The organism is Anaerococcus vaginimassiliensis (assembly GCF_900626155.1).
In the GTDB taxonomy this organism is placed as follows: domain Bacteria; phylum Bacillota; class Clostridia; order Tissierellales; family Peptoniphilaceae; genus Anaerococcus; species Anaerococcus vaginimassiliensis.
Genome location: NZ_LR130844.1, coordinates 1 through 24,786, shown reverse-complemented (window position 1 = coordinate 24,786; position 24,786 = coordinate 1). Strand labels below are relative to the sequence as shown.

Annotated in this window: 31 protein-coding genes, 1 tRNA gene and 1 riboswitch; of the genes, 25 read left to right on the top strand and 7 right to left on the bottom strand. The window is 33.3% G+C overall.

Going from position 1 to position 24,786, the window contains the following annotated elements; translation table 11 throughout:
- Nucleotides 1-10 precede the first annotated feature (10 nt).
- The 7 genes from hemW (at nucleotide 11) to mtaB (ending at nucleotide 8,292) form a co-directional block, all read left to right on the top strand.
- Nucleotides 11-1,129, top strand: a complete 1,119-nt coding sequence (gene hemW / locus E0D87_RS00160; RefSeq protein WP_130818851.1) for a radical SAM family heme chaperone HemW — start codon at nucleotides 11-13, stop codon at nucleotides 1,127-1,129.
- A gap of 67 nt (nucleotides 1,130-1,196) precedes the next feature.
- Nucleotides 1,197-2,150 (top strand): 3-hydroxyacyl-CoA dehydrogenase, encoded by a 954-nt coding sequence (locus E0D87_RS00155; protein WP_130818850.1) that lies wholly within the window; start codon nucleotides 1,197-1,199, stop codon nucleotides 2,148-2,150.
- A 217-nt stretch (nucleotides 2,151-2,367) separates the two neighbouring features.
- Entirely contained in the window at nucleotides 2,368-3,381 is a 1,014-nt protein-coding gene (hrcA, locus tag E0D87_RS00150; protein ID WP_130818849.1) for a heat-inducible transcriptional repressor HrcA, read from the top strand.
- A gap of 15 nt (nucleotides 3,382-3,396) precedes the next feature.
- Entirely contained in the window at nucleotides 3,397-3,939 is a 543-nt protein-coding gene (gene grpE / locus E0D87_RS00145; RefSeq protein ID WP_130818848.1) for a nucleotide exchange factor GrpE, read from the top strand.
- A 12-nt stretch (nucleotides 3,940-3,951) separates the two neighbouring features.
- On the top strand, nucleotides 3,952-5,760 hold the full coding sequence (gene dnaK / locus E0D87_RS00140) for a molecular chaperone DnaK (protein ID WP_004835260.1): 1,809 nt from the start codon (nucleotides 3,952-3,954) through the stop codon (nucleotides 5,758-5,760).
- Between the two features lie 109 nt (nucleotides 5,761-5,869).
- Entirely contained in the window at nucleotides 5,870-6,997 is a 1,128-nt protein-coding gene (gene dnaJ / locus E0D87_RS00135; protein ID WP_130818847.1) for a molecular chaperone DnaJ, read from the top strand.
- Complete coding sequence (gene mtaB, locus E0D87_RS00130) at nucleotides 6,997-8,292, top strand: tRNA (N(6)-L-threonylcarbamoyladenosine(37)-C(2))-methylthiotransferase MtaB (RefSeq protein WP_130818846.1); 1,296 nt, start codon at nucleotides 6,997-6,999, stop codon at nucleotides 8,290-8,292. The genes dnaJ and mtaB overlap by 1 nt, the downstream gene beginning before the upstream one ends.
- A 30-nt stretch (nucleotides 8,293-8,322) precedes the next feature.
- On the opposite strand, the gene E0D87_RS00125 is transcribed toward mtaB, so the two are convergent.
- A complete protein-coding gene (locus E0D87_RS00125; protein WP_130818845.1) occupies nucleotides 8,323-8,994 on the bottom strand; it encodes an NAD(P)H-binding protein in 672 nt (223 codons plus the stop codon).
- Between the two features lie 133 nt (nucleotides 8,995-9,127).
- Between E0D87_RS00125 and E0D87_RS00120 the strand changes: the two genes are divergently transcribed.
- The 7 genes from E0D87_RS00120 to E0D87_RS00090 all read left to right on the top strand — a co-directional run bounded on the left by E0D87_RS00120 (nucleotide 9,128) and on the right by E0D87_RS00090 (nucleotide 14,039).
- The gene (locus E0D87_RS00120; RefSeq protein ID WP_130818844.1) at nucleotides 9,128-9,469 is read left to right on the top strand and encodes a histidine triad nucleotide-binding protein; all 342 of its coding nucleotides are present in this window, start codon (nucleotides 9,128-9,130) and stop codon (nucleotides 9,467-9,469) included.
- A 38-nt stretch (nucleotides 9,470-9,507) separates the two neighbouring features.
- On the top strand, nucleotides 9,508-9,690 hold the full coding sequence (gene rpsU / locus E0D87_RS00115; RefSeq protein WP_130818843.1) for a 30S ribosomal protein S21: 183 nt from the start codon (nucleotides 9,508-9,510) through the stop codon (nucleotides 9,688-9,690).
- A 234-nt stretch (nucleotides 9,691-9,924) separates the two neighbouring features.
- Nucleotides 9,925-10,036, top strand: a riboswitch (FMN riboswitch).
- A gap of 78 nt (nucleotides 10,037-10,114) precedes the next feature.
- A complete protein-coding gene (ribD, locus tag E0D87_RS00110; protein WP_130818842.1) occupies nucleotides 10,115-11,188 on the top strand; it encodes a bifunctional diaminohydroxyphosphoribosylaminopyrimidine deaminase/5-amino-6-(5-phosphoribosylamino)uracil reductase RibD in 1,074 nt (357 codons plus the stop codon).
- Entirely contained in the window at nucleotides 11,169-11,783 is a 615-nt protein-coding gene (locus E0D87_RS00105; RefSeq protein ID WP_130818841.1) for a riboflavin synthase, read from the top strand. Before ribD ends, E0D87_RS00105 begins: the two co-directional genes overlap by 20 nt.
- Complete coding sequence (gene ribA / locus E0D87_RS00100; RefSeq protein WP_130818840.1) at nucleotides 11,784-12,992, top strand: GTP cyclohydrolase II; 1,209 nt, start codon at nucleotides 11,784-11,786, stop codon at nucleotides 12,990-12,992. It begins immediately after the preceding gene.
- Nucleotides 12,985-13,446 carry a 6,7-dimethyl-8-ribityllumazine synthase gene (ribH, locus tag E0D87_RS00095; RefSeq protein WP_130818839.1) on the top strand — a complete coding sequence of 154 codons (462 nt, stop codon included), beginning with the start codon at nucleotides 12,985-12,987 and terminating at the stop codon, nucleotides 13,444-13,446. Before ribA ends, ribH begins: the two co-directional genes overlap by 8 nt.
- Complete coding sequence (locus E0D87_RS00090; protein WP_130818838.1) at nucleotides 13,443-14,039, top strand: HAD family hydrolase; 597 nt, start codon at nucleotides 13,443-13,445, stop codon at nucleotides 14,037-14,039. The genes ribH and E0D87_RS00090 overlap by 4 nt, the downstream gene beginning before the upstream one ends.
- 48 nt (nucleotides 14,040-14,087) lie before the next feature.
- Here E0D87_RS00090 and E0D87_RS00085 read toward each other — a convergent pair whose 3' ends face one another.
- Genes E0D87_RS00085 through E0D87_RS00070 form a run of 4 tightly spaced genes read right to left on the bottom strand, consistent with a single transcriptional unit; the run spans nucleotide 14,088 to nucleotide 17,572 of the window.
- Nucleotides 14,088-14,579 carry a pyridoxamine 5'-phosphate oxidase family protein gene (locus E0D87_RS00085; RefSeq protein ID WP_130818837.1) on the bottom strand — a complete coding sequence of 164 codons (492 nt, stop codon included), beginning with the start codon at nucleotides 14,577-14,579 and terminating at the stop codon, nucleotides 14,088-14,090.
- Nucleotides 14,576-15,394: a 16S rRNA (cytidine(1402)-2'-O)-methyltransferase gene (rsmI, locus tag E0D87_RS00080; RefSeq protein WP_130818836.1), complete on the bottom strand. Its 819-nt coding sequence runs from the start codon at nucleotides 15,392-15,394 to the stop codon at nucleotides 14,576-14,578. Before rsmI ends, E0D87_RS00085 begins: the two co-directional genes overlap by 4 nt.
- Nucleotide 15,395: 1 nt before the next feature.
- Nucleotides 15,396-16,103, bottom strand: coding sequence for a tRNA1(Val) (adenine(37)-N6)-methyltransferase (locus E0D87_RS00075; RefSeq protein WP_130818835.1), 708 nt, complete (start codon nucleotides 16,101-16,103; stop codon nucleotides 15,396-15,398).
- Between the two features lie 44 nt (nucleotides 16,104-16,147).
- Entirely contained in the window at nucleotides 16,148-17,572 is a 1,425-nt protein-coding gene (locus tag E0D87_RS00070; RefSeq protein ID WP_130818834.1) for an aldehyde dehydrogenase family protein, read from the bottom strand.
- Between the two features lie 106 nt (nucleotides 17,573-17,678).
- On the opposite strand from E0D87_RS00070, the gene glmM reads away from it, so the two are divergent.
- The 10 genes from glmM (at nucleotide 17,679) to E0D87_RS00020 (ending at nucleotide 23,381) form a co-directional block, all read left to right on the top strand.
- Nucleotides 17,679-19,025: a phosphoglucosamine mutase gene (gene glmM, locus E0D87_RS00065; RefSeq protein WP_130818833.1), complete on the top strand. Its 1,347-nt coding sequence runs from the start codon at nucleotides 17,679-17,681 to the stop codon at nucleotides 19,023-19,025.
- A complete protein-coding gene (locus tag E0D87_RS00060) occupies nucleotides 19,025-19,345 on the top strand; it encodes an aspartate 1-decarboxylase (aspartate alpha-decarboxylase) (RefSeq protein WP_130818832.1) in 321 nt (106 codons plus the stop codon). Before glmM ends, E0D87_RS00060 begins: the two co-directional genes overlap by 1 nt.
- 81 nt (nucleotides 19,346-19,426) lie before the next feature.
- Complete coding sequence (rpmG, locus tag E0D87_RS00055; protein WP_004835249.1) at nucleotides 19,427-19,576, top strand: 50S ribosomal protein L33; 150 nt, start codon at nucleotides 19,427-19,429, stop codon at nucleotides 19,574-19,576.
- A 9-nt stretch (nucleotides 19,577-19,585) separates the two neighbouring features.
- Entirely contained in the window at nucleotides 19,586-19,768 is a 183-nt protein-coding gene (gene secE, locus E0D87_RS00050) for a preprotein translocase subunit SecE (RefSeq protein WP_004835212.1), read from the top strand.
- 7 nt (nucleotides 19,769-19,775) lie between these two features.
- Complete coding sequence (gene nusG / locus E0D87_RS00045; protein ID WP_004835292.1) at nucleotides 19,776-20,396, top strand: transcription termination/antitermination protein NusG; 621 nt, start codon at nucleotides 19,776-19,778, stop codon at nucleotides 20,394-20,396.
- A 55-nt stretch (nucleotides 20,397-20,451) separates the two neighbouring features.
- Entirely contained in the window at nucleotides 20,452-20,880 is a 429-nt protein-coding gene (gene rplK / locus E0D87_RS00040; RefSeq protein WP_004835247.1) for a 50S ribosomal protein L11, read from the top strand.
- Nucleotides 20,881-20,917: 37 nt separating this feature from the next.
- A complete protein-coding gene (rplA, locus tag E0D87_RS00035; RefSeq protein ID WP_004835257.1) occupies nucleotides 20,918-21,628 on the top strand; it encodes a 50S ribosomal protein L1 in 711 nt (236 codons plus the stop codon).
- Between the two features lie 195 nt (nucleotides 21,629-21,823).
- Nucleotides 21,824-22,375 (top strand): 50S ribosomal protein L10, encoded by a 552-nt coding sequence (gene rplJ / locus E0D87_RS00030; RefSeq protein ID WP_130818831.1) that lies wholly within the window; start codon nucleotides 21,824-21,826, stop codon nucleotides 22,373-22,375.
- Between the two features lie 50 nt (nucleotides 22,376-22,425).
- Nucleotides 22,426-22,809 (top strand): 50S ribosomal protein L7/L12, encoded by a 384-nt coding sequence (rplL, locus tag E0D87_RS00025; RefSeq protein ID WP_004835340.1) that lies wholly within the window; start codon nucleotides 22,426-22,428, stop codon nucleotides 22,807-22,809.
- Nucleotides 22,810-22,925: 116 nt separating this feature from the next.
- Nucleotides 22,926-23,381, top strand: coding sequence for a Fur family transcriptional regulator (locus tag E0D87_RS00020; protein ID WP_130818830.1), 456 nt, complete (start codon nucleotides 22,926-22,928; stop codon nucleotides 23,379-23,381).
- A 34-nt stretch (nucleotides 23,382-23,415) separates the two neighbouring features.
- Here E0D87_RS00020 and ypfJ read toward each other — a convergent pair whose 3' ends face one another.
- Nucleotides 23,416-24,255 carry a KPN_02809 family neutral zinc metallopeptidase gene (ypfJ, locus tag E0D87_RS00015; RefSeq protein ID WP_130818829.1) on the bottom strand — a complete coding sequence of 280 codons (840 nt, stop codon included), beginning with the start codon at nucleotides 24,253-24,255 and terminating at the stop codon, nucleotides 23,416-23,418.
- A gap of 177 nt (nucleotides 24,256-24,432) precedes the next feature.
- Nucleotides 24,433-24,508: transfer RNA gene (locus E0D87_RS00010), tRNA-Thr, on the bottom strand.
- Between the two features lie 152 nt (nucleotides 24,509-24,660).
- Between E0D87_RS00010 and E0D87_RS00005 the strand changes: the two genes are divergently transcribed.
- On the top strand, nucleotides 24,661-24,786 hold a 126-nt coding region (locus tag E0D87_RS00005), incomplete at its 3' end, for a GTP-binding protein (RefSeq protein ID WP_242618461.1).

The following is a 24,786-nucleotide window of genomic DNA, read 5'->3' as shown; positions in this document are numbered from 1 at the left end:
AGGAGTAGTTATGGAAAAAGTAGGTTGTTATATCCACATTCCTTTTTGTGAGAAAAAATGTTATTATTGTGACTTTGCTGCATTTTCTAATCTTGAAGGTTGGATTGACGGGTATATAGACAATTTAATAAAAGAAATACAGATGTATAGGAAAAATATGGATCTTGTTATTGATAGCATCTACATTGGAGGAGGAACACCTTCATACATAGATGATAAGCATATTATAAAAATTGTAGAAGAAATAAAGAAATTTCCTACTGATATTAAAGAATTTACTATAGAGTGCAATCCAAACTCTATTAATAGGCATAAAATTGAAACTTATAAGAAACTTGGAGTAACTAGGATTTCTCTTGGCGTTCAAAGTTTCGATGATAAAGTTCTTAAAAATATCGGTAGAAATCACACCTCGATGATTGCTATAAATGATATTTTATTGATTAAGGAATTTGACTTTGACCTTTCTTTCGATTTGATGTTAAACCTTCCTGGTCAGGATTTTGATTCTGTAAAAAAAGACTTAGAAATGGTTAAAAAACTTGAACCAGACCATATTTCTTGGTACTCGCTAATCCTAGATAAGGGTTCTCTTTTTTATAATTTAGACCAGAAGGGTGAGTTAAAGCTCATGGATACTGATCTTGAAGTAGATATTTTTTCTTTTATAGTAGATGAGTTAGATAAGTTAGGGCTAAGTCGCTATGAGATATCTAATTTTTCTAGGAAAAATAAAGAATCTATCCACAACAAAAAATATTGGAATATAGATGGATATGTTTCATTTGGGCTTGCCGCTGCAGGTTTTCTATCAAATGCAAGATACACAAATGTTAGAAACTTTGTAAAATATGATAAGTTAATTAAAAGTGGTAAATATCCAATAGAAGCTAGGGAATTTATAAGCTTTGATGAGCGCGAAAAAGAATATATAATTTTTAAGCTAAGAGAAAGAGAAGGGATCGATTTAGAAACATTTAGGGAAAAATTTGGCTGTGATTTTTTAGAAAAATATCAAAAAACTATAGACAAATTTAAAGATCAAGATTTTTTTGAAATAAATTCACACTTTTCTTTTACAAAAAAAGGCATGATTTTATCTAATGAATTTTTTGTTGAAATAATATAAAACTACTAAAATTATGACTTAAATTCTAAAAATTGGGTAGATTAATAAGAGTAAGATAAAGGAGTTTATTATGATTAAAAATGTAACGATTGCCGGCGGCGGTGTATTAGGTGCGCAGATAGCTTATATCACTGCTTTTCATGGATTTAATGTAACAATTTGGGGTAGGAGAGATGATTCTATAGAAAGAATAAAGCCAAGAATAGAACATATACATAGCGTATATGCTAAAGAACTAGACCTTGCAGTAAAATACATCGGAGCAGAAAATCCGGATTATCCTAGATCATTTTTCAAAGATAAGGAAGAAATAAATATAAGTAGGATAGAAGAGCTAAAAGAAACTAATGAAAAAGTTTATGAAGGAATGAAATATACTACAGATTTAGAAGAAGCTTTTTCAGATGCAGACCTGGTTATAGAGGCTATAGCAGAGATAGTTGATGAGAAGAAAGCATTTTATGAAAAAATCGCTCCTTACTTAAAGGATGATGCTATACTTGTAACTAACTCATCAACCTTGTTGCCTTCAACATTTAGAGAATATACAGGTAGAGAAGAAAAATTCTTAAGCCTTCACTTTGCTAATAACATTCACAGACAAAATTTAGCAGAAGTTATGAAACACGACAAAACAAGTGATGAAGCTTTTGAAACTGTCATAGGTTTTGCGAAAAATATTGGAATGTATCCAGCAGTCATTAAAAAGGAACAACCAGGTTATATACTTAACTCAATTCTAGTTCCTGTTATTTATTCTGGATTAACGCTTTATGGAGATGACGTTGCGGATCCGGTAGATATTGATATGGACTGGAAAATTGGTACAGGTTCACCTCGTGGACCTTTTGAAATAATAGATATTGTTGGAATAACAACAGTATTAAATATTATCAGCAGAAGACCTGAGGCAAGTGATCCAAATTCTCCAATTGGTAAAGCAGTTTTAAAATTAAAAGAGATGGATAGAAAGGGTCATAAGGGAATTGAAACTGGACAAGGTTTCTATAAATATAAATAAGAAATACAGATAAAATAAATAGCCAGCCTTATATAATAAGCGCTGGTTATATTTTTGTTATTTTTATGGAAAGTTAAAATTAACAAGTAATTCTTCAAATATTATTCCTCGCAAATAAGAAAAAATAATATTTTTTAAAAAAGACTTGACATTAAATTTATACTCAGTATATTAATCTTAGCAGTCGGGAGCAAAGAGTGCTAAAGGAGTGAAAGCTTTGAAAGATAGAAGAATGCAAATACTTTTCTCTATCATTGACTCATACATTTTTAAGGGAGAGCCAGTTGGTTCTAAGTCTTTAGCTGATGATTACTCGTTTGATGTATCGCCGGCTACTATTAGAAACGATATGAGTTCTCTAGAAAAGAAGGGTCTTTTAAAGAAAGCTCATACATCTAGTGGCAGATTACCTTCTGATAAAGGATATAGGCTGTTTGTCGATTATCTTTTAGAAAATGGTCTTATCAGTGCTTTTGATAGTGACAAATCACAAAATATGAGAAGGCTAATGGATAAGAGATACCACAACGCTAGTGACATCATAGAGACTGCAACAAAAACTTTGGCAAAGATGACCAATTTGACGGCTGTTTCTGTAAGTTTTAAGAAAGATGTTTCTAAGATAATAAATATAGAACTTATGAAAGTTAGCGAGAATGTCTTACTTTTGATAGCTATATTTGATAATGGTCTTATATTAAATGATCAGATATTTCTTGATTATCCGATAAATGAAGATGATTTAGATATATTAAATCAGATACTAAGAAAAGACCTTGTAGGAGCAAATATTTCTGATATTCCTACAAAATTAGAAAATCTTAGAGGAGAAATTCTTGACAGTTATATTAGACTTATAGATATAGTAGGAAAGAGGATTTCTAATAATGCTAAAGATGAGTTAAATAGAGATGTCAGAATTGAGGGAATTGGAAATATTTTCAATTTCAAAGAATTTGATGATTTGGCTAAAGCTAAGGAATTTATTAAACTTTTTGATAGTAAGGATATAATAAAAGATCTTTGGTCAGATATTGACAATGAGAGTCTTGTAATTACTATCGGAGAGGAAAACCCGATAGAGCAATTGAAGGAGACAACAGTTATAACTTCTTACTTCGATATTGATGAAAACACTGTAGGAAAGATTGGTATAGTCGGACTTACTAGAATTAACTATAAAGAAGTAATAGCAAGTATAAATATGATTTCCGATTTATTAAATAAGTAAAGGAAGGTAAATGTCTTGGCAGAAGAAAACAAAAAAGATGAAAATTTAGATATAGAAGATGAACGAATAGAGGATGAAGAAGAATACATCGAAGCTGAAATCGTCGATGATGAAAGCGAAGATGAAAAAAATGATGATAGCGAGAAGGTGAATGAATACCAAGAAAGTTATCAAAGACTTCTTGCAGACTTTACAAATTATAAGAAAAGAGAAGAAGCTAATAAGGCAGATTTTAAGAAATTTGCCCAAAGCGCACTAATAGAAAAACTTCTACCAGTAATTGATAACCTTGACAGAGCCCTAGCTAAGGCAGATGAAAATGACGCCTTTGTTGAAGGAGTAATAATGACGAGGAAAGAATTGATGAAGGTTCTAGAAAATGAAGGATTAGAGGAAATCGAATCTGATGGATGTGAGTTTGACCACAATTTCCATCAAGCTGTTCTTACAGAAGAATCTGATTCAGTAGAAGAAAATCACATCATAGAAACTTTCCAAAAAGGATACAAACTTAACGGAAGAGTACTTAGACCTGCTATGGTTAAAGTAAGTAAATAGGAGGAAAATTATATGGCTAAAATTATAGGAATTGACTTAGGTACTACAAACTCAGCAGTAGCAGTTATGGAAGGTGGAAGCTCTACTATAATTCCAAATGCTGAAGGAAATAGAACTACACCATCTATAGTAGCTTTCTCAAAAGATGGAGAAAGACTTGTTGGTGAAACAGCAAAAAGACAAGCACTAACAAACCCAGATAGAACAATCGCATCAGTTAAAAGAGAAATGGGAACTGATTGGAAGACACCAGAAATTGATGGTAAAACTTACACACCAGAAGAAATTTCTGCAATGATTCTTCAAAAACTAAAAGCAGATGCTGAAAGCTACCTAAATGATACAGTTACAAACGCAGTTATCACAGTACCTGCATACTTTACAGATGCTCAAAGACAAGCTACAAAAGATGCTGGACAAATAGCAGGACTAAAGGTAGATAGAATTATAAACGAACCAACAGCAGCAGCTCTTGCTTATGGTATGGACAAAGAAACTGATCAATCTAAGATTATGGTATATGACCTTGGTGGTGGTACATTTGATGTTTCTATCCTAGAAGTAGGAGATGGAGTATTTGAAGTACTATCTACAAGAGGTAACAACAAACTAGGTGGAGATGACTTCGACCACGCATTAGTAGATTTCTTAGCAAGTGAATTCAAAAAAGAAACTGGTGTAGACTTAACTAAAGATCTTACAGCTATGCAAAGACTAAAAGATGCAGCAGAAAAAGCTAAGAAAGAATTATCTTCAACAGTTACAACAAGCGTATCTCTACCATTTATAACAGCAGTAGATGGTCAACCTGTTCACTTAGAAAAAACAATATCAAGAGCTAAATTTGATGAACTAACAAAACATCTAGTAGATGAAACTAAAAAACCAGTAGAAGATGCCCTAAAAGATGCTGGATTATCAGCAAGCGATATCGAGAAGGTTCTTCTAGTTGGTGGATCTACAAGAGTTCCAGCAGTTCAAGAACTAGTTAAAAACTTAATTGGAAAAGAACCTCAAAGAGATATAAACCCTGACGAATGTGTTGCTTTAGGTGCAGCTATCCAAGGTGGTGTACTAAGTGGTGAAGTTAAAGACTTATTATTACTTGACGTAACACCTCTATCACTAGGTATTGAAACACTAGGTGGAGTTGCTACAAAACTTATCGAAAGAAATACAACTATTCCAACAAAGAAATCTCAAGTATTTACAACTGCAGCTGACGGACAAACTGAAGTAGATATCCATGTTGTTCAAGGTGAACGTGAGATGGCAGCAGATAATACTACACTAGGTAGATTCCAACTAACAGGTATACCTGCAGCAAGACGTGGTGTTCCACAAATCGAAGTTACTTTCGATATTGATGCTAACGGTATAGTAAACGTAACAGCTAAGGACCAAGGTTCAGGAAAAGAACAAAAGATTACAATTACTTCATCTTCTAACTTATCAGAAGAAGAAATCGATAAAAAAGTAAAAGAAGCTGAAAAGTTTGCTGAAGAAGATAAGAAGAAAAAAGAAGGAATAGACGCTAAAAACAATGCAGAAAACCTTGTTTACCAAGCTAAAAAGACTATAGAAGAAGCAAAACTTGAAGGTCCTGAAAAAGAAGAAGTAGAGGCTAAGATTAAAGATCTAGAAGAAGCTATTGCATCTGACAATACTGAAGATATCAAGGCTAAAACAGAAGAATTGACACAAAAGATTTACTCAATGAGTGAAAAAATGTATCAAGGTCAAGAAGCTGGAGCAGAAGGCTCAACAGATGAAGATGTAGTAGATGCTGACTACGAAGTTATAGACGAAGACGAAGAATAAATCAAAATACTAAAAGATTGCAAGTAATTATCAAGAGAGTATAATTATATAAAAATAAAAGAGGCTATTTCCATAGTGAAATAGCTTTTTTTAGTGGGATGGAGGATAAATGAGAGACCCATATGAAGTACTTGGTGTAGATAAAACTGCTGACCAAGGATCAATTAAAAGAGAATACAGAAAACTTGCCAAAAAATACCATCCAGACCTTAATCCAGACAATGAAGAAGCTGCTGAGAAATTTAAGGAAGCAACACTTGCCTATGAAATTCTTTCCGATGAAGAGAAAAGAAGCCAATACGATAGATTTGGATCAGCTGCCTTTGAAGGAGGAGCTGGTGGCGCTGGTGGATTTGGAGGATTTTCCCAAGGTGGATTTGGTGATATATTTGGTGATTTGTTTGGAGATATTTTTGGTGGTGGCTTTGGATCAGGTCAAAGTGCCAACAGGCCAACCAAGGGAGATGATATCCAACAAGTCATAAACTTAACCTTCCAAGAATCTGCCTTTGGAGTAAGTAAAGAAATTCAGATAAGACATGAAGTAACCTGCCATGTATGTGATGGCAAGAAAAGTAAAGATCCAGACAAGGTTCATACTTGTGATAAGTGTCACGGTAGAGGAGCCTATAACGAAGTTAGCCAAACTGCCTTTGGTACCATGTCTAGAACTGTAACTTGTGATAAATGTTCTGGAACAGGAGAAATAATCGAAGAACCATGTCCAAATTGCAAGGGATCAGGTAAAGAATTTAAATCTGAGAAAGTAAAAGTAGATATACCTGCAGGTGTTGAAAATAACAATGTTATGAGAGTATCTGGCAAGGGTCATGTCGGAGAAAATGGCGGACCTAATGGAGACCTTTATCTAGTAATTAGAGTAAGTGAACATGAGATATTTAAAAGGGATGGTCTAAACATATACTACGAAATGCCAATAAGTTTTACTAAGGCTGCTCTTGGAGGAGAAATAGAAATTCCTACCCTTAAAAATACAAGGAAATTTGAGATTCCTCATGGAACTCAAACAGGAACTAAATTTGTAATCAAAGGAGAAGGAATCGAAGATAAGAGAAGAAAAAGAAAGGGAGACCTTTACTTCTATGTCAAAGTCTTAACTCCAACTAAGCTTAACAAGGAGCAAAGAGAAGCTCTAGAAGCTTATGCTAATATAAGTGGCGAAGAAGTTAAAGAAGAAAAATCATTCTTTAGCAAAGTTAAGGATTTTTTTGATTAATGAATAATACATTTAATATAATAACTCTAGGTTGTAAAGTCAACCAATACGAGTCAGAAGCGGTTGAAGAAATTTTCGAAGCTAGAGGTTACAAGAAAAAAGAAGAAAATGCAGACATATATGTCATAAACACATGTACCGTAACAAATATGTCTGATAGAAAATCTAGACAGATGATATCTAGGGCAAGACGTGACAATCCAGAAGCTGTTATTGCTGTAATGGGTTGTTACTCACAGGTTAAACCTGAAGAAGTTTCTCAAATTGAGGGAGTTGATATTGTACTGGGTTCTAGAAATAAAGAAGAAGTAGTAGATCTTTGTGAAGATGTACTCCAAAATAAGGGAGCAATTGATAAGGTTTTATCTCTAAGTGAAACTAAAACTATAGAAGACTTAGAAATATCTAACCAAGAAGCAATGACAAGAGCCTACATGAAAATCCAAGATGGCTGTAATATGTATTGCTCATATTGTTTAATACCTTATGCTAGGGGAAATATTTCTAGTAGAGATATGGAATCTATCAGAAATGAAGCAAAGAGACTTTCCAAAAATGGATACAAAGAGATTGTCCTAACAGGAATCCATGTATCAAGTTACGGCAAAGATTTAAAAAATGGAACTAGCCTAATAGATGTAATAGAAGAAGTTGCAAAGACAGATGGGATAGAGAGAATCAGACTATCAAGTATGGAGCCTAGACATATTACAAGGGAATTCCTAGAAAGGATGAGAGAGACTAAAAAAGCCTGTGATCATTTCCACCTATCTCTTCAATCTGGATCTGACGACATATTAAAGGCAATGAACCGCAAGTATAATACCAAAATTTTCAAGGAGAAAGTTGACCTAATCAGAGAAGTTTTCCCAAATGCAGGTCTAACTACTGATATCATAGTAGGATTTCCAACTGAAACTGATGAAAATCACATAGAAACAAAGAATTTCGTAAAAGATATTAAATTTGCCAAAACTCATTTATTCAAATACTCTAAAAGAGATGGAACTAAGGCTGCAACTATGAATCCAGAAGTTGATGGAAATATCAAAAAAGAAAGACTAAAAGAATTAGAAGAGATTGAACAAGTAAACAAGAGAGAATTCTTGGAAAAGCAAATAGGAAAAACTTTATCAGTTCTCTTTGAATCTAAATCCGACATGGATGGTTATAAGTCAGGATATTCAACAAACTACCTAAGAGTAAATGTCAAAGATGAGATAGATGATAATGAGATAAGAGATTGTCTGATTACTAAAATAAAAGATGATGAACTAATTGGAAAGCTTGTATAGAAAAAAGACAGTTAAAAACTGTCTTTTTGTTTATTCTATATTTGCTAAAGCCTCATCTATAGGGTTATCTCCAGCTGCAATTTGTATAGATTTGTTTTTAAATCCATCACTTAAAAGTAATTTGCTAACAACCTCAGCTACATCACTACGTGATATAGATTTATCGACTGCCACTTTGGTTGAGTGGGTATTAGTAACTTCTATTAAGCCCTTACCTTCTTCATCATTTAGTGATGATGGGTGAATTATAGTATAGGTAAGGCCAGAATTATTTTTCAAATATAAGTCTGCATAGTGCTTACAAATAGTATAAATTTTGATAGGGTCGTCTGGATTGTCAACAGCTTCTCTTGATGAATCCCAAGTTGATACCATATAATATTGTTTTATTCCTGCTTTTTTAGCGGCATCCATAGTTTTGATAGCTCCGTCAAGGTCAACTTTGACTGTATTTTCAGCTCCACCCTTGCCGCCAGCTCCTATAGAAAATAATATTTTATCGTATCCCTTAAAGCTTTCTGCCATATTTTCTATAGAATCATTAACAACATCTATCAATTTTACGTTTATACCATTATTTTTTAGTTCTTCTAGCTTTTTTTCATTTCTAACGCTAGCAGTAAAGTCTGCGTCATTTTCCTTTAAAATATCTGTTACTTTTGACCCAACTCCACCATTAGAACCTAAAATTAAAATTTTCATTATAAATCCTTTCTATACTCTTCCGTTATTAGTATATACCCATTTTAAACCTTTTAAAAAGGTAAGTTTATGGGTGGAATTTGTTGACTAGAAAATTTGATTGTGGTAGAATATATACCAATGGGGGTGAAGTATGGATTGTGTATTTTGTAAGATTGCAGATGGAAAAATACCTTCTGATGTAATCTATGAAGACGAAGATGTAATTGCATTTAACGATTTAGATCCACAAGCACCTATCCATTTTCTTGTAATACCAAAAAAGCACATAGAAAGCATAGCCAGCTTAGATGAAACTGACCTTAGAATAGTAGGCCACATATTTGATGTTATCAAAAAGATAGCTAAGGATAAGGGTCTTAATGATAAAGGTTACAGAGTTATAAGCAATGTTGGCGAAGATGGGGGACAAACTGTACCTCACTTGCATTTTCATGTACTTGGAGGCCGAGGATTTAAGTGGCCACCAGGCTGATTTGAACATTTGTGCGAATACGAGAGGGGGGATAGCAAATGACAGAGATCAGAGTTGGAGAAAACGAATCAATCGATAGTGCAATCAAAAGATTCAAAAGACAATGCGCAAGATCCGGTGTACTTTCTGAATTCAGAAGAAGAGAACACTACGAAAAACCAAGCGTTATAAGAAAGAAAAAAAATGACGCTGCAAAGAGAAAAAACAGAAAAAACAAATAATAAATTTAAGAAGCTTCGGCTTCTTTTTTTATTGTGATTTTAAAATTATTAATGGATAGTTTTATAAATAGGAAAAAGATTTCGCGATGTATCTTTTTTTAAAAAATAAAAAATAATTTATCTTTAAGCAAATGTTAGAAAATACAATAGTTCATTAATTATTACATAAAAATGCAAAAATACACTTGACAAAACGTTATCCATGTCTTATACTAATATTAAGTTAATAATAAAGTTAATCTTCAGGGCGGAGTGTAAGTCTCCACCGGCAGTAAAGTCTGCGAGCGCAAGCTGAATCGGTGAAATTCCGATACCGACAGTATAGTCTGGATGAAAGAAGAGTTTTTCTATGCTCATTTTTGCATAAATATAAAATTCTAAGTCCCTGAATGGGGACTTTTTTTAGTCTCCAAAAGGAGAAGATATGAATTATGATAACTTGATGAGAGAATGTTTTGACCTAGCCCTTAAGGGTAGTGGAAAGGTTTTAACTAATCCTATGGTTGGAGCGCTCCTTTATAAAGATGGAAAAATAATTGCTAGAGGTTACCATAAAAGCTATTATGATAACCATGCAGAAATCGATTGTTTTAATAATCTTAATGAATCAGCAGAAGGTGCAACACTTGTTGTAAATCTTGAGCCATGTTCTCACTTTGGCAAACATCCTCCCTGTGTAGATGAAGTCATAAGAAGAAAAGTTAAGAGGGTAGTAATTGCAAATACTGATACGAATCCAAAAGTTGATGGTATTAGTAAGCTTAAAGAAGCTGGAATTGAAGTTATTACTGGTGTTTTAGAAGAAGAAGGAGAAAAATTAAATGAAAAGTTTTTCTTCAATATGAAATACAACAGACCTCTTGTAGCTTTAAAGTATGCTCAAAGTCTTGACGGGAAAATTGCCACTGAAAATTTTGATTCTAAATGGATTAGTAATGAAGAGTCGAGATTATATGTTCACAAGCTAAGAAGTGATTACGATGCAATTATCGTAGGAAGAAATACACTAGAAACTGACAATCCTAGGCTTACTTCAAGAATCACAAATGGAATTGATCCTTTTAGGGTGATAGTCACAAGTAAGGCTAAGCTTGATTTAGGTTATGAAGTTTTCAAAGAAAATTCAGATAATAAAACAATAATAGCCACAAACTCTAAAATAGACTTAGGTGAAGGAGTTAAGGTTCTAGCTTGTAAGGATAAAAATGGAAGCGTCGACCTAAATGATTTGCTTGATAGATTATATGAATTAAATATCGGTTCAGTCCTAGTTGAAGGTGGGTCGGTCCTTAACAATTCATTTTTAGAGGCTGATCTAGTTGATAAAATATACCAGTTTATGGCTCCCATAGTAGTTTCTGGTAAAAATTCTAGGTCTGCCTTTGTAGGAAAAGGTGCAAAACTTATAAAAGATGCCAAGAGATTTAGGATTGATGAGATAAAAAGATTTGGAAGCGATGTAATGTTTGAGGTAAATAATGTTTACAGGAATAGCTGAAGAACTAGGAAAAGTCATAGAATTTAAACAAAATAGTGACACAGTCAAAATAAAAATTGCGTGCAAGAAAGTCTTGGAAGGTACAAAACTTGGCGATTCTATAATGACTGATGGAGTGTGCCTCACTGTTACAGAGATGACCGATTCATATTATAAGGCAGATATAATGAATGAATCTTTGAAGAAAACTAAATTTGACAGGAATATCTTGGGAAAAGAGGTTAACCTCGAAAGAGCACTTAGATTTTCTGATAGGTTAGATGGCCATATAGTCCAAGGTCATATTGATGGAGTTGGTAGACTTATTTCAATTAGTAAGAATGTTTATAGGTTTAAAACCAACAGAGAAATCAGCAAATACATTGTAAATAAAGGATCTATAGCGATTGATGGAATATCACTTACGGTTTCTTTTGAACAAGACGACATATTTGAAGTTTCCTTGATTCCAGAAACAATTGCTAGGACAAATTTTAAAAATAAAAAAGTTGGCGACCTTGTCAATTTAGAAACTGATATATTATCTAGGATAGTTGAAAAACTTCACAGAAGTGAGAAAAAGGAGGATAGAAGTTCATTGTTGGACTTATTATAGATGAATAGAGTAAAAGAAGCGATAGAAGCACTTAAAAATAACGAAATAATCTTAGTAACTGACGACGAAGATAGGGAAAATGAAGGTGATATGATTTGTGCTGGTGAAAATATTACTGGCGAGATGATTAATACCATGGCAACCTACGCTAAGGGTTTGATTTGCACACCTGTGGGAAAGGATGTTGCAAGAAATCTAGCTTTAAGTCCAATGGTTAAAGAAAATACTGATAATCACGAAACAGCATTTACAATTTCTATAGACCATATAGATACCACTACTGGAATCTCAGCTTTTGAGAGAGCGGATACTATTAGAGCTTTAGCTAATGACAATACAAAGCCAAGCGATTTTAGAAGACCTGGTCATGTATTTCCCCTAATAGCTAAAGACGGAGGAGTATTAGAAAGAGACGGTCACACTGAAGCTACTATTGATCTTATGAGACTTGCTGGTCTAAAGGAAGTTGGAGTTTGCTGTGAAATTATGGCAGATGATGGACATATGATGAGGGGCGAGGACTTGTTAAAACTTGCTCAAAAACTCAATTTGAAAGTCACTACAGTTAAGGAAATTCAAGAATATAGAAAAAGTCTTGAAGTAGATGTTTTATCAACAAATCCAGTTAATTTGCCAAGTGAATATGGTAACTTCAAGGCTTATGGTTTCTTGGATAGGAAAACTGGCAAAGAACATATAGCTCTTACAAAAGGAGATATAAGAAAAGAAGGTGTCCTAACTAGGATACATTCCGAATGCTTAACAGGTGATGTATTAGGATCAAGAAGATGTGACTGTGGTAGTCAGCTTCACAAGGCCCTTCGAAATATAGAAGAAAATGGCGAAGGAGTTTTGTTATATCTAAGACAAGAAGGCAGGGGAATAGGACTTTTTAACAAACTAAAAGCTTATGAGCTACAAGAAAATGGCTATGATACTGTAGATGCTAACTTAGAACTTGGTTTTCCAGAAGATATGAGAGATTATAAAATAGCTTCTGAAATGCTAGAAAGACTAGGTGTAAAGTCAGTTAATCTAATGACAAATAACCCAGATAAAATTAATCAGTTGGAAAAATACGGAATCAATGTAGCATCAAGATGTCCAATAGAAATAAAATCAAATGATACAGATAGAAAATATCTTGAAATAAAGGCAAAAAGAATGGGACATGAACTAGAAGAATTTAAGGAGAGAAAAAATGCGTGATTATAGTGCAAATTTAGTTTCAAAAGACAAGAAGTATGCGGTTTTGGTAGCAAGATTTAACCACTTTATAACAGATAGGTTGGTAGAAGGTTGCCTTGATACTCTAAAAAGACACGAAACAAAGGATGAAAATATAGATATAATAAGAGTTCCAGGTGCTTTCGAAATTCCATTAATAGCCAAAAAACTTGCAAAAAAAGAAGAATATGACGCAGTAATTTGTCTAGGAGCTGTTATTCGTGGAGATACACCTCACTTTGACTATGTGTGTGCGGAAGTATCTAAGGGAGTTGCAAATGTAAGTCTCGAAAGTGAAAAACCAGTTATCTTTGGTGTTATAACAGCAGATACTATAGATCAAGCTCTTCAAAGATCAGGGGTTAAAGCAGGAAACAAGGGAAGTGAAGCTGCCCTTGCTGCAATAGAAATGGCAAATCTCATGGATATCCTATGATTATAATATTTGATTTTGATGGGACGATTCACAAAACAGAACTAGTATATAAAAGAGCTCTCCATGAAACCTTATCTGAAATAGGCATAGATCCAAAGACAGTTAACTATAAAAAATATATAGGAATGAGTCCAAAAGATTGTTGGGACGATATTTTAAAAGATGACTCTAACAAGGATGATCTAATAGCAAAAAATGGAAAAAGAATTAGAGAAAATCTTAAAAAATACGGGGCACTTTACGAAAACTCTTATAAAACTTTAGGATATTTGAAAGAAAAATATGACTTATATATTCTAAGCAAGTGCCTCAAAGCCTACATGGACGAAGCAAGACAGGTCTTTGGTCTTGATGATTATTTTGATAAATACTTTGTTGGAGAAGACTACAATTTTACTGAAAAATACAAAATCCTACGAGAAAATGTAGATTACGATTATATCATGGTAGGAGATAGAGAAGAAGACATAAATGCAGGATTTATGAATGGAAAAAAAACAATCTTTGCGAATTATGGCTATGGAAATCCAAATGAAGGAAAAAATGCCAACTATCACATAGATGATATAAGTGATCTGATGAAGATTCTTTAAAAGCATAAATATAATTGTCAAAAAAGGGGAGCTATGATAAGCTCCCTTTTAAATGTTAGATTTTCCTTCTATAGCATCTATTTTTATTTTATAACACTCGGTTATATCACCACTCATTTGTATAGCAGAGTCTATATACGAATCGACTTTATCATAAAATTTCTTACAAATTAAAGCTAGAGCTTGGTCTTTTTCGCATTTTTCAGTAATTAATTCACACTTACCTTCTATTATAGCTGATTCATATTTTAGGGTGAAAAGACTAGCTATTTTCTTTTTGTCTTTTTTAATTTCCTCATCAGAAACATTATCAGGCAAGTGATTTTCTCCAACAAATACGATTCTAACTTCAGAATTTGTAGCTAATAAATCATTTTTCATTCCAACCTTTGCTCCATGGAAGTAAAGGAAATTTCCATCTCTTGCAAAAGTTAAAGGAATAGAATAGCCTGTATTTTTTATAGTCATTACACCAAATGAAGATGCGTCAACTACTTTTAGGGCGAAGTCTCTACTTTTTTCTCTGTCTTTTCTTCTCATTTGCTAAGCTCCAATACATATTCGTAAATTTCATTTTTAGATAGTCCTGATTCTTTTTTGATTGATTTTACAATATCTTTTGTTCTCATCCCTTCATCTATTTTTTCTAAAATACTTTCCCTATAGTCAGTTATTTGCTTTTCTTCTTTTAAAGCTCCTTGAAGGATTAAGACATACTCGCCTTTTAGGGTGACATCTTCTATTGAAAGATCTCTAATAATATGACTTTGATACTCTTCAAACTTTTTAGTCAATTCCCTTGCTATACATAATTTTCTTTCTGGGAAGAGTTCTTTGAAATCATTTAAGGTCTTTTCGAAATTGTGAGGAGTATCGAGAATTATTGATGTTTTTTCCTCATTAACTAGAAGTTTGTAGAAAGCTTTTTTGTCAGCTGATTTCTTTGGGATAAATCCATAATAAGTAAATTTGTCATTATCAAATCCAGACCCTACAAGAGCTGTGACTATTGCACTTGCTCCAGGAAGTATTGTATAGGTGATATTTTCTTCAATGCATTTTTTAATAAGAATATGCCCAGGATCAGATATTCCTGGCATGCCTTGGTCAGTAATAACTGCATAGGTCATACCTTTATTTATTTCTGCGATGATTTCTTCTGATTTGCTAACTTCGTTAAACTTGTGATATGAAGTTAATGGCTTATCTATATCATAAAAGTTTAGGAGTTTTTTACTTTCTCTAGTATCCTCACAAGCAATAACGTCTACTTCTTTTAGGACGTTTATAGCTCTAATAGTCATATCTTCTAAGTTACCAATAGGGGTTGGTACAAAATATATTTGATAATCCATATTATTCTTCCTCCATATCGTTTATCTTCTTCATCTCTGAACTATAGATTTTTCCTTCGTATATATTTAAGGTAGGTTCAATTTTTAGTCCATCTTTTGCATTTTTAACAAATTCGATCAAAATAAATTGTGGTTTTTCACCACTTCTTGATTGAACAAAACGAACTCTCTTGGCTTTTATATTTCCTGATTTTTGGAATATTTCCACCATTCTTTCTGGCTTGTGAATCATAAAGAGCCTGCCTCTATCTTTTAATGATTTGTTAGCAAAAGAAAAAATATCATCAAGACTTAGATATTTTTCTTGACGAGATATCAGAAACTCCTCGTTCTTGTTACCAATATTATCACTTATTTTATAGTAAGGAGGATTGGTAATTATATAATCCAGAGAGTTTTCTTTTATATTAATATTATTTAAGTCGTCATTTATTACTTCTATATTAGTAAGCTTATTTAACTTAATATTTTCTTTTAATAAATCTGCTTTGTCTTTTTGGATTTCAACCGCATATACCTTTTTTAAGTCATACAAGCTATTTGCAAGAAAAGATAAAACACCAGATCCTACACCAATATCAAGGAGGATTTTATCTTTTTTCATCTTGGCGAAATTGCCCAAAATTATGGAATCAACTCCAAAAGAATACGATCCATCTACATGAATCATTTTAATATTTGTTTTTGGTAAATAATCTAATTTCTTCATACATTTATTATAGCAAATAAAAAAGAGGGAATGAACCCTCTTTTTTAGGCAGTGTGGATTGATTTTGGCTCAAGGTATTCCATTAGGCCGAATTTTCCACCTTCTCTTCCTATTCCTGATTGCTTGTAACCTCCAAAAGGTAGCTCAGAGCTTCCTCCAAAGGAGTTTAGATATACATCTCCAGCTTTTATTTGATATGCTATGTCTAAGGCTTCATTTTCTTCTCCGAATACTGCTGATGATAGACCGAAGTCAGTTGCATTTGCAACTTCTATTGCTTCATATTTATCTTCTACCTTGATTATTGAAAGGACAGGTCCGAATATTTCCTCATCATGAATTTTCATTCCTGGCTTTACATCAGTGAAAATTGCTGGTTTCACATAATAGCCAACTTCATTTTCTTGTGGAACTTCACCTTTGATGAGATTTGCACCTTCTTTTATTCCTTCTTCTATAAAATATTTAACTTTATCAAATTGTTTTTTACTAGAAAGTGTTCCTACTACAGTAGAATCATCTGTAGGATTTCCAACTGGGTAGTTTTCATATTGGTTGATAAACTCATTAATTACTTCGTCGTATATATCTTCTGTTATGATTGCTCTAGATAGGCAAGAGCAGGTTTGACCGACATTTAGGTAGACTCTATCAAGGACTTGTTTTATACCGTTTTTTATATCAGCTCCCTTTATAAAGACAGCAGGAGATTTTCCTCCAAGCTCTAGAACTACTTTCTTAGCTGTTTCCATAGCATTTTTTGCTGAAGATGATCCTCCATTTAAGCTTCCTGTGTAAGATACCATTGAAACATATGGATTGGTGTTTAATATATCTCCAACTTCTGCACCTGAACCTGTAATTAGATTAAACACACCCTTAGGTAGACCGATCTCATCAAAGGCTTTTGCCACAAAATAAGCGGTTAGTGGTGTATCTGATGCTGGCTTTTGAACTACAGTACAACCCATAAGGATTGCAGGAATAACTTTCATTATTATTTGACCTAGTGGATAGTTCCAAGGAGTAAGACTTGCAACTACTCCAATTGGCTCCATTCTAACGAAACCACCCTTCATGTCAATCTTATAATCGATTTTTCTTGCTTGGTCTATAAAGACATCTATTCTTTTTATTTGCTTATCAAATTGCCCAGGTTTTGCAATTTTCACAGGAACACCAAGCTCTTGTAAGATTGTATCCATGATATCATCTTCATGGCGGGTCAACCAATTTTTAAACTTTTCTATATAAGAAATCCTCTCATCAAGGCTAGTTTTGGAAAAACTTTTAAAGGCTTCATAAGCACTTTCGCAGGCTTGATTAATCTCATCGTTAGTTGCTTTTGGTACTTTTCCGATGATTTCACCTGTGGCAGGATTTTCTACTTCTATCCATTTATTACTAGTACTTTGTACATATTTTCCATTTATATATAAACTTTCATTATTTAAATCTTTGAAACTCATCTTATCCTCCTTAGATTATAGTTACCCATATTTTTTCTTATTTATCTTAGGGGTATAATATCTTGTGAGTATTTAGATTTACTATTTTAAATAATAAGGAGATAATATGAAATATTTTGGAACAGATGGTTTTAGAGGCGAAGCTAATAAAAACCTCAATGTATACCACGCTTTTAAGATCGGAAGATTTGTAGGAGATTATTTTAAGGAAGGTGATAATGGAGTTGGGAAAATTCTAATAGGGAAAGACACAAGAAGATCATCCTATATGTTTGAAAATGCCCTATGTGCAGGCATAACATCTTCAGGATCAAATGCACATATAATGCACGTTACTCCAACACCTTCAGTATCTTATATAACAAAGACAGAAGACTTTGATTGCGGAATCATGATTACTGCAAGTCACAATCCTTACTATGATAATGGTATCAAGATTATAAATAGTGAAGGTGAAAAGATGGAAAATTCTTTCCTTGAAGAACTTGAAGCTTATATTGACAGCGATATAGAAGATATCGACTTAGCTGTAGGAGATAATATAGGTAGAACAGTTGATTTTATCGGCGGAAGAAATAGATATATTGCCTACTTAATTCAAACAGTAACCAGATCTTTCGAAGGCATAAAAGTTGGACTAGATTGTGCAAACGGTGCAAGCTTTACTATAGCAAAACCTGTATATGACGCACTAGGAGCAGATACATTCGTAATAAATGCAGATCCTAATGGATTTAATATAAATAATAACGCAGGCTCAACTCATATTGAAAACCTACAAAAATATGTACTTGATAATAATTTAGATATAGGATTTGCCTTTGATGGTGATGCAGATAGATGTATAGCAGTTGATAATAAAGGAAATATTATAGATGGAGATTCTATCCTTTATATATCAGCAAAACATATGAAAAAAGAAGGCGCTTTAAAATCAAATACAGTAGTTACTACGGTAATGAGCAATATTGGTTTGTATAAAGCTTTTGATGAACTTGGTATAGATTATGTCAAGACAGCTGTAGGAGATAAATACGTTCACGCCGAAATGGAAGAGAACGGCTATGAGTTAGGTGGGGAACAATCTGGTCATATAATTTATAAGAAATTTGCTAATACTGGAGATGGAATACTAACTTCACTTAAAATTATGGAAGCTATGATTGAAGCTAAAACTGACCTAAATGCACTAACAAGAGATTTAAAAATCTATCCACAAGAGCTTATAAATGTTAAGGTCAAGAGCAAGGAAGAATGTTTAGAAAATAAAGAAGTGCTAGGTAAAATATCTGAGATAGAAAATAAACTAGGAGATTCTGGTAGAGTTTTGGTGAGAGCTTCAGGTACAGAGCCATTGGTTAGAGTAATGGTAGAAGCAGAAACTGACGATTTAGCCAAGGCTTGTGTAGAAGAAATTGTAGATCAAATAAAAAGCAGTGGTCTAGCTTTATAATGAAAGATAACTACTCAGGTAGAGAAATAAACATAAAAGAAGGAGTTTTAGTTGTTAATGATAAAGTGTACTCCAAAGACTCTTATATAGTAGTAGATACATCGAAGCTTGATGGATACCCACCAAGAGTTTATTATGACAAAGAACAAAACTTATTAGGTAAAATGTATGATGAGGGAGTATTTGAACTTGAAGATATAGAAGATATTCTATTAGATTATGAAGATCAATGCTTTTCAAATCACGATTTAAACGACATGAGAAAGTTTTTGATTTCAAAAAGAGAAAACTTTTATAAAAAACTTTCAAAAAACGATTAATATCTTTTGACAAATACCTACAAAGAGGGTATTATCATACATTGTATGGAAGTATCCGTATAAATAAATAGGAGGTGTTTTATGGCAGATAAAGTAAAAATGGAATGTACAGAATGCAAAAATAGAAACTATGATACAACAAAAAATAAAAAGAATCATAGCGAAAGACTTGAACTAAAAAAATATTGTCCATTCTGTAAAAAACACACTGTTCATAGAGAAACAAAGTAGGAGCATACAATGGCTAAGAAAAAGGATTCTTTCTTTTCTGGCGTATCAAGAGAGTTTAAGAAGATACAATGGCCAACTAAAAGCACTGCAGTTGAATATTCTTCACTAGTTATTGCAATATCAGCAGTTACAGCAGTAGCTATTTGGCTACTTGATAAAATCTTCCAAGCCCTACTTCAAGTGATTATGTAGGTGCATGATGACAGATTCTCACGATTTTTCAGAAAATAAAGAAGAAAACTTATCAGTTAATGAAGATGCTTTGACAGAAGAATCTGAAGTGAGTGAATCAGATAACATCAAAGATTCAGCAAGATGGTATGTGGTACACACCTATACTGGATATGAAAACAGAGTCAATGATAAGATTCAAATGATGATTGACAATGAACAAAACCCAGATATACTGGAAGTTACCGTGCCTACAGAAGAATATGTCGAAGTAAAAAATGACACTAAAAAAGTAAAGACTAGAAAGCTATTTCCTGGATATGTAATGGTTAAGATGAATATAACCAACAAGAGTTGGTATATCATAAGAAACACTCAGGGCGTAACTGGATTTGTTGGTCCAGACGGAAAGCCTGTTGCACTTACACCAGCAGAAGTTAGAAAATTTGGTGTAAAAGACGAAAAACCAGTATTAAATATCAATGTCAATGTTGGCGATGATGTAAACATAATAAGTGGTCCTTTCGAAGGATTTGTTGCCAAGGTTGAAGAAATAGACTCTGAAAAGGGAACTATCAAAGCTTTTGTAGATATGTTTGGTAGAGATACCCTAATAGATTTAGACTTTACTGATATCGAAACTATTTAGTAACTGTCGAAGTTAGTGGGAGGGGAAACCCGACTAAGACCACAAGGAGGTAAAAATGGCAGATAAAGAAGTAAAAGCAATAGTTAAATTACAAGTACCAGCAGGAGCTGCATCTCCAGCACCACCAGTAGGTACAGCACTAGGTCCACACGGAATCAACATTATGGAATTCGTGCAAGCATTTAATTCAAAAACAGCAGACCAAGCTGGAATGATTATACCGGTAGAAATGACTATTTATACAGATAGAACATTTAACTTTATAACAAAAACACCACCAGCACCAGTATTAATCAAAAAAGCTATCAATCTAAACAAGGGTTCAGGAGAACCTAACAAAAATAAAGTTGGATCAATCAAAAGAAGCCAACTTGAAGAAATTGCAAACACAAAAATGCAAGATCTTAATGCAGCAAGCTTAGAAGCAGCTGTAAGTATGATAGCTGGAACAGCAAGAAGTATGGGAGTTACTGTAGAAGATTAGTGGGAGAGTAAAATCGCATAACCACAGGAGGAATTAAATGGCTAAAAAAGGAAAAAGATATTTAGAAGCGAAAAAATCTTTCGATTCACAAAAAGAATACACACTAGACGAGGCTCTAGACATAATTGAAAAAACAGCAAGCGCTAAGTTTGATGAAACAGTTGAATTACACTTCAGCCTTGGTGTTGACAGCAGACACGCTGACCAACAAGTAAGAGGAACAGTAATCCTTCCTCACGGAACAGGTAAAACACAAAAGGTTCTAGCTTTCGTAAAAGAAGATAGAATTGATGAAGCACTAGCTGCAGGAGCTGACTATGCAGGTGGAGATGATCTAGCTGCTAAAATCCAAAATGAAGGATGGTTAGACTTTGATGTAGTAGTAGCAACACCAGATATGATGGGAACAGTTGGTAGACTTGGTAGAGTACTTGGACCACAAGGTCTTATGCCAAACCCAAAAACTGGAACTGTAACACCAGATGTTAAAAAAGCAATAGAAGAAATTAAAGCTGGTAAAGTAGAATACAGAACAGACAAAGCAAACCTAATTCACGTTCCAACAGGAAAAGTTTCATTTGGTAAAGAAAAATTATCTGAAAACATCAGAAGCCTTATCACAGCTGTTGCAAAGGCAAAACCTGCTTCAGCAAAAGGTAAATACATGAAATCAGTTACTCTTGCATCAACTATGGGTCCTGGAGTAAAATTATCTCCAGCAAGAGCTATGGATTTAGTCGAAAAATAAGTTTGCAATAAATTTATTTTGTGATATAATAATTAAGTCAAATAAACAGGCTACCAAAGACTACGCAGACAGAAATGTTTAATAATTGCGTATAGGTGGGAAGAAGAATCTACATCCCCACCGATGTAGGCACTTTAAAGGTGCCTCTTTGTGGGGATTTTTATATACCTACCAAAGCCTATAGGAGGTGAAATAGTGAGCGAAAAAGCTATAGCTGCTAAACAAGTAGTAGTTGATGAGATTAAAGAAAAAATCGAAAATTCTCAATCTGTTACATTAGTTGGGTTTGATCGTATGGATGTAAAAGAAATTACAGACCTACGTAACAAATTTAGAGAAAGCAACTCAGAATACAAAGTATACAAAAATACAATGATGAGATTTGCCTTCCAAGAACTAGGATATGATGAGCTAATAGATGATCTTAAAGGATCAAATGCTCTTATATTCTCAAATGAAGACCTAGTAAACGGACCAAAAGTAGCAGTTGACTACACAAAAGAAGGCGACGAACAAAAAGAAAAATTAGTTCTTAAAGCAGGTGTTGTAGAAGGTAATTATCAAACAGCTGAACAAATGATGAAAATAGCTACATTACCATCAACAGAAGTTCTACACTCAATGCTAGCTAACGTATTACAAGCACCAATTAGAACTCTTGCAGGAGATCTTAACAATGCAGTTGCTAAGATTGCAATTGTACTTGATGCAGTACGTGAGAAAAAAGAACAAGCAGGCGAAGAATAATATCAAAATAAAAATTAAAATTTAAGAAAAATTAAAGGAGAATTATAATAATGGCAAGTGAAAAAGTAACAAACCTATTAGAAGAAATTAAAGCACTAACAGTTCTTGAACTATCTGAACTAGTAAAAGAAATCGAAGAAGAATTTGACGTAACAGCTCAAGCAGCAGTAGCAGCAGCTCCAGTAGCAGCAGCAGGTGGTGCAGAAGCTGGCGCAGCTGAAAAATCTGAATTCGACGTAATTCTTAAATCAGCTGGTTCTGCAAAAATCAACGTAATCAAAGTTGTTAAAGATGCAGCTGGACTTGGTCTAAAAGACGCTAAAGCTCTAGTAGATGCTGCTCCAAAAGCAGTAGCTGAAGGTGTTGCAAAAGATGCAGCTGAAGAACTAAAAGCTAAATTAGAAGAAGCTGGTGCTGAAGTAGAATTAGCTTAATCTAATATTTATTAAAGGCCCTTTCCAGGGTCTTTTTCTTTGTGTAATTTGACAGCTTTACACTAATAATGTATAGTAGTATTATAGAATAATTCTAATATTAGAAAGAGGAAAAAATGGAGAAACTAATAGGAAATTTAAGAAAAGAAAAATATGAAAATAGGATACCTCAACTAAAAGACCTATTGGCTAGTCATAATATAAGAGTTTCTCATCAAAGACTTCTAATATTAGACTATCTGATAATGAATCCAACCCATCCAACGGCAGATACTATTTATAAAGATCTAAAGAAAATAGATCCTGTCATAAGTCAAGCTACAGTATATAATACTTTAAATTTATTAGTTGAACATAAACTTGTAAAAGAACTTGACTTTAACATGTCTAGCAAAAGGTACGAATTTAAGAAAACAAATCATGGACATTTTATATGTGAATCATGTGGCGAAATAGAAGATTTGGATGTTGATAATATCGAATATCCAGATTATTTGAAAGACTACGAGATAGATAATGTAGAAGTAATCTACAGGGGAGTTTGTCCAAATTGTATTAAAGATAAAAAATAAGAGAGCTATTAGAGTAATATCTAATAGCTCTTTTTTAGTATAATCCTATATCTTCGAAAAACTTCATAGAGTGATCTATATCATGGTATTTATAACCTAGTTCGAAGGCTTCTTTTCTTTGTTCAGATGACCCGTGAGTAAAGGATTCAACATTTACATCCATTCCAGCCATCTCTTGAATTCTATCATCACCAATAGCTGCAGCCGCGGTCATTGCTTCTTCTATATCACCCTTTTCTAGGTATCCCTTTTCTTGTACATAATAGGCGAATAGACCTGCAAAATAATCAGCTTGTAGCTCTTGGGCTACTGAAACTTTGTTGTATTCGGTCTCAGATAACTTTTGTCTAAGATCACTAGTTTGCTTTATAATACCAAGTTCATTTTGAACATGATGGCCGACTTCGTGAGCTAGAACATAAGCTAGGGCAAAGTCACCTCCTCCACCAAATTTGCTCTTTAAATCATTATAAAAAGAAACATCAAAGTAAATAGTTTGGTCGACTGGGCAATAGAAAGGGCCCATTCTAGATTGAGCTACTCCACAACCTGCCTTTGTAGAATCTTGATAAAAAGTCAATTTTGTTTCGTTATAAGTTTTGCCGCTTTCTTCGAATTTGTTATGCCAAACATCTTCTGTATCTGCAAGAATTACTGAGAGAAAATCTTCCATAGTTTCTCTTTCTTCAGACACTTCACTAGTTTGAACTTGTTGGTTTTGGCCTGCTTGTTGATCTGTTACAACGCTTGGATCAACACCTAGAAAATAAAGGACTAATACCAAGATTAATCCACCAATACCTCCGCCTACAGCAACTGGAGCCTTGGATCCTCTGCTAACATTAGACGAACGTCTCCTATCATTCCACTTCATAAATTCCTCCTTATTACTTGTTAGTATATATACCCAAAATTAAATATTGGATACAAATAATGTTATAGGTAATGCGTTATGTATTTGTGGGTAAAATAAAAACTTTGCTTAAGAACTAATAAAAGTTAAAATTTGAAATTTATAAAAATAATAGATTGGTGAAAATAAACAAAAAAATGGAGCCACTTCCCGGAATTGAACCGAGGACCTCTTCCTTACCATGGAAGCGCTCTACCTACTGAGCTAAAGTGGCACACATAATATTATACAATGAGAAAATATTATTTCAAGATTATTATTAAATTAAAAACTTTAAAAAACTAAACTATCAGATATAATAAAATTAATAGAACTTTTACTTGTTTTATGGTATTATATGTTATATGAGTATAATAGGAGGATTAAATGAGCAAACAAACATTTGAAAGAAGCAAACCACATATTAATATTGGTACAATCGGACACGTTGACCACGGTAAAACAACAACAACAGCAGCAATCACACAAGCTCTAAACAAAAAATATGGTACA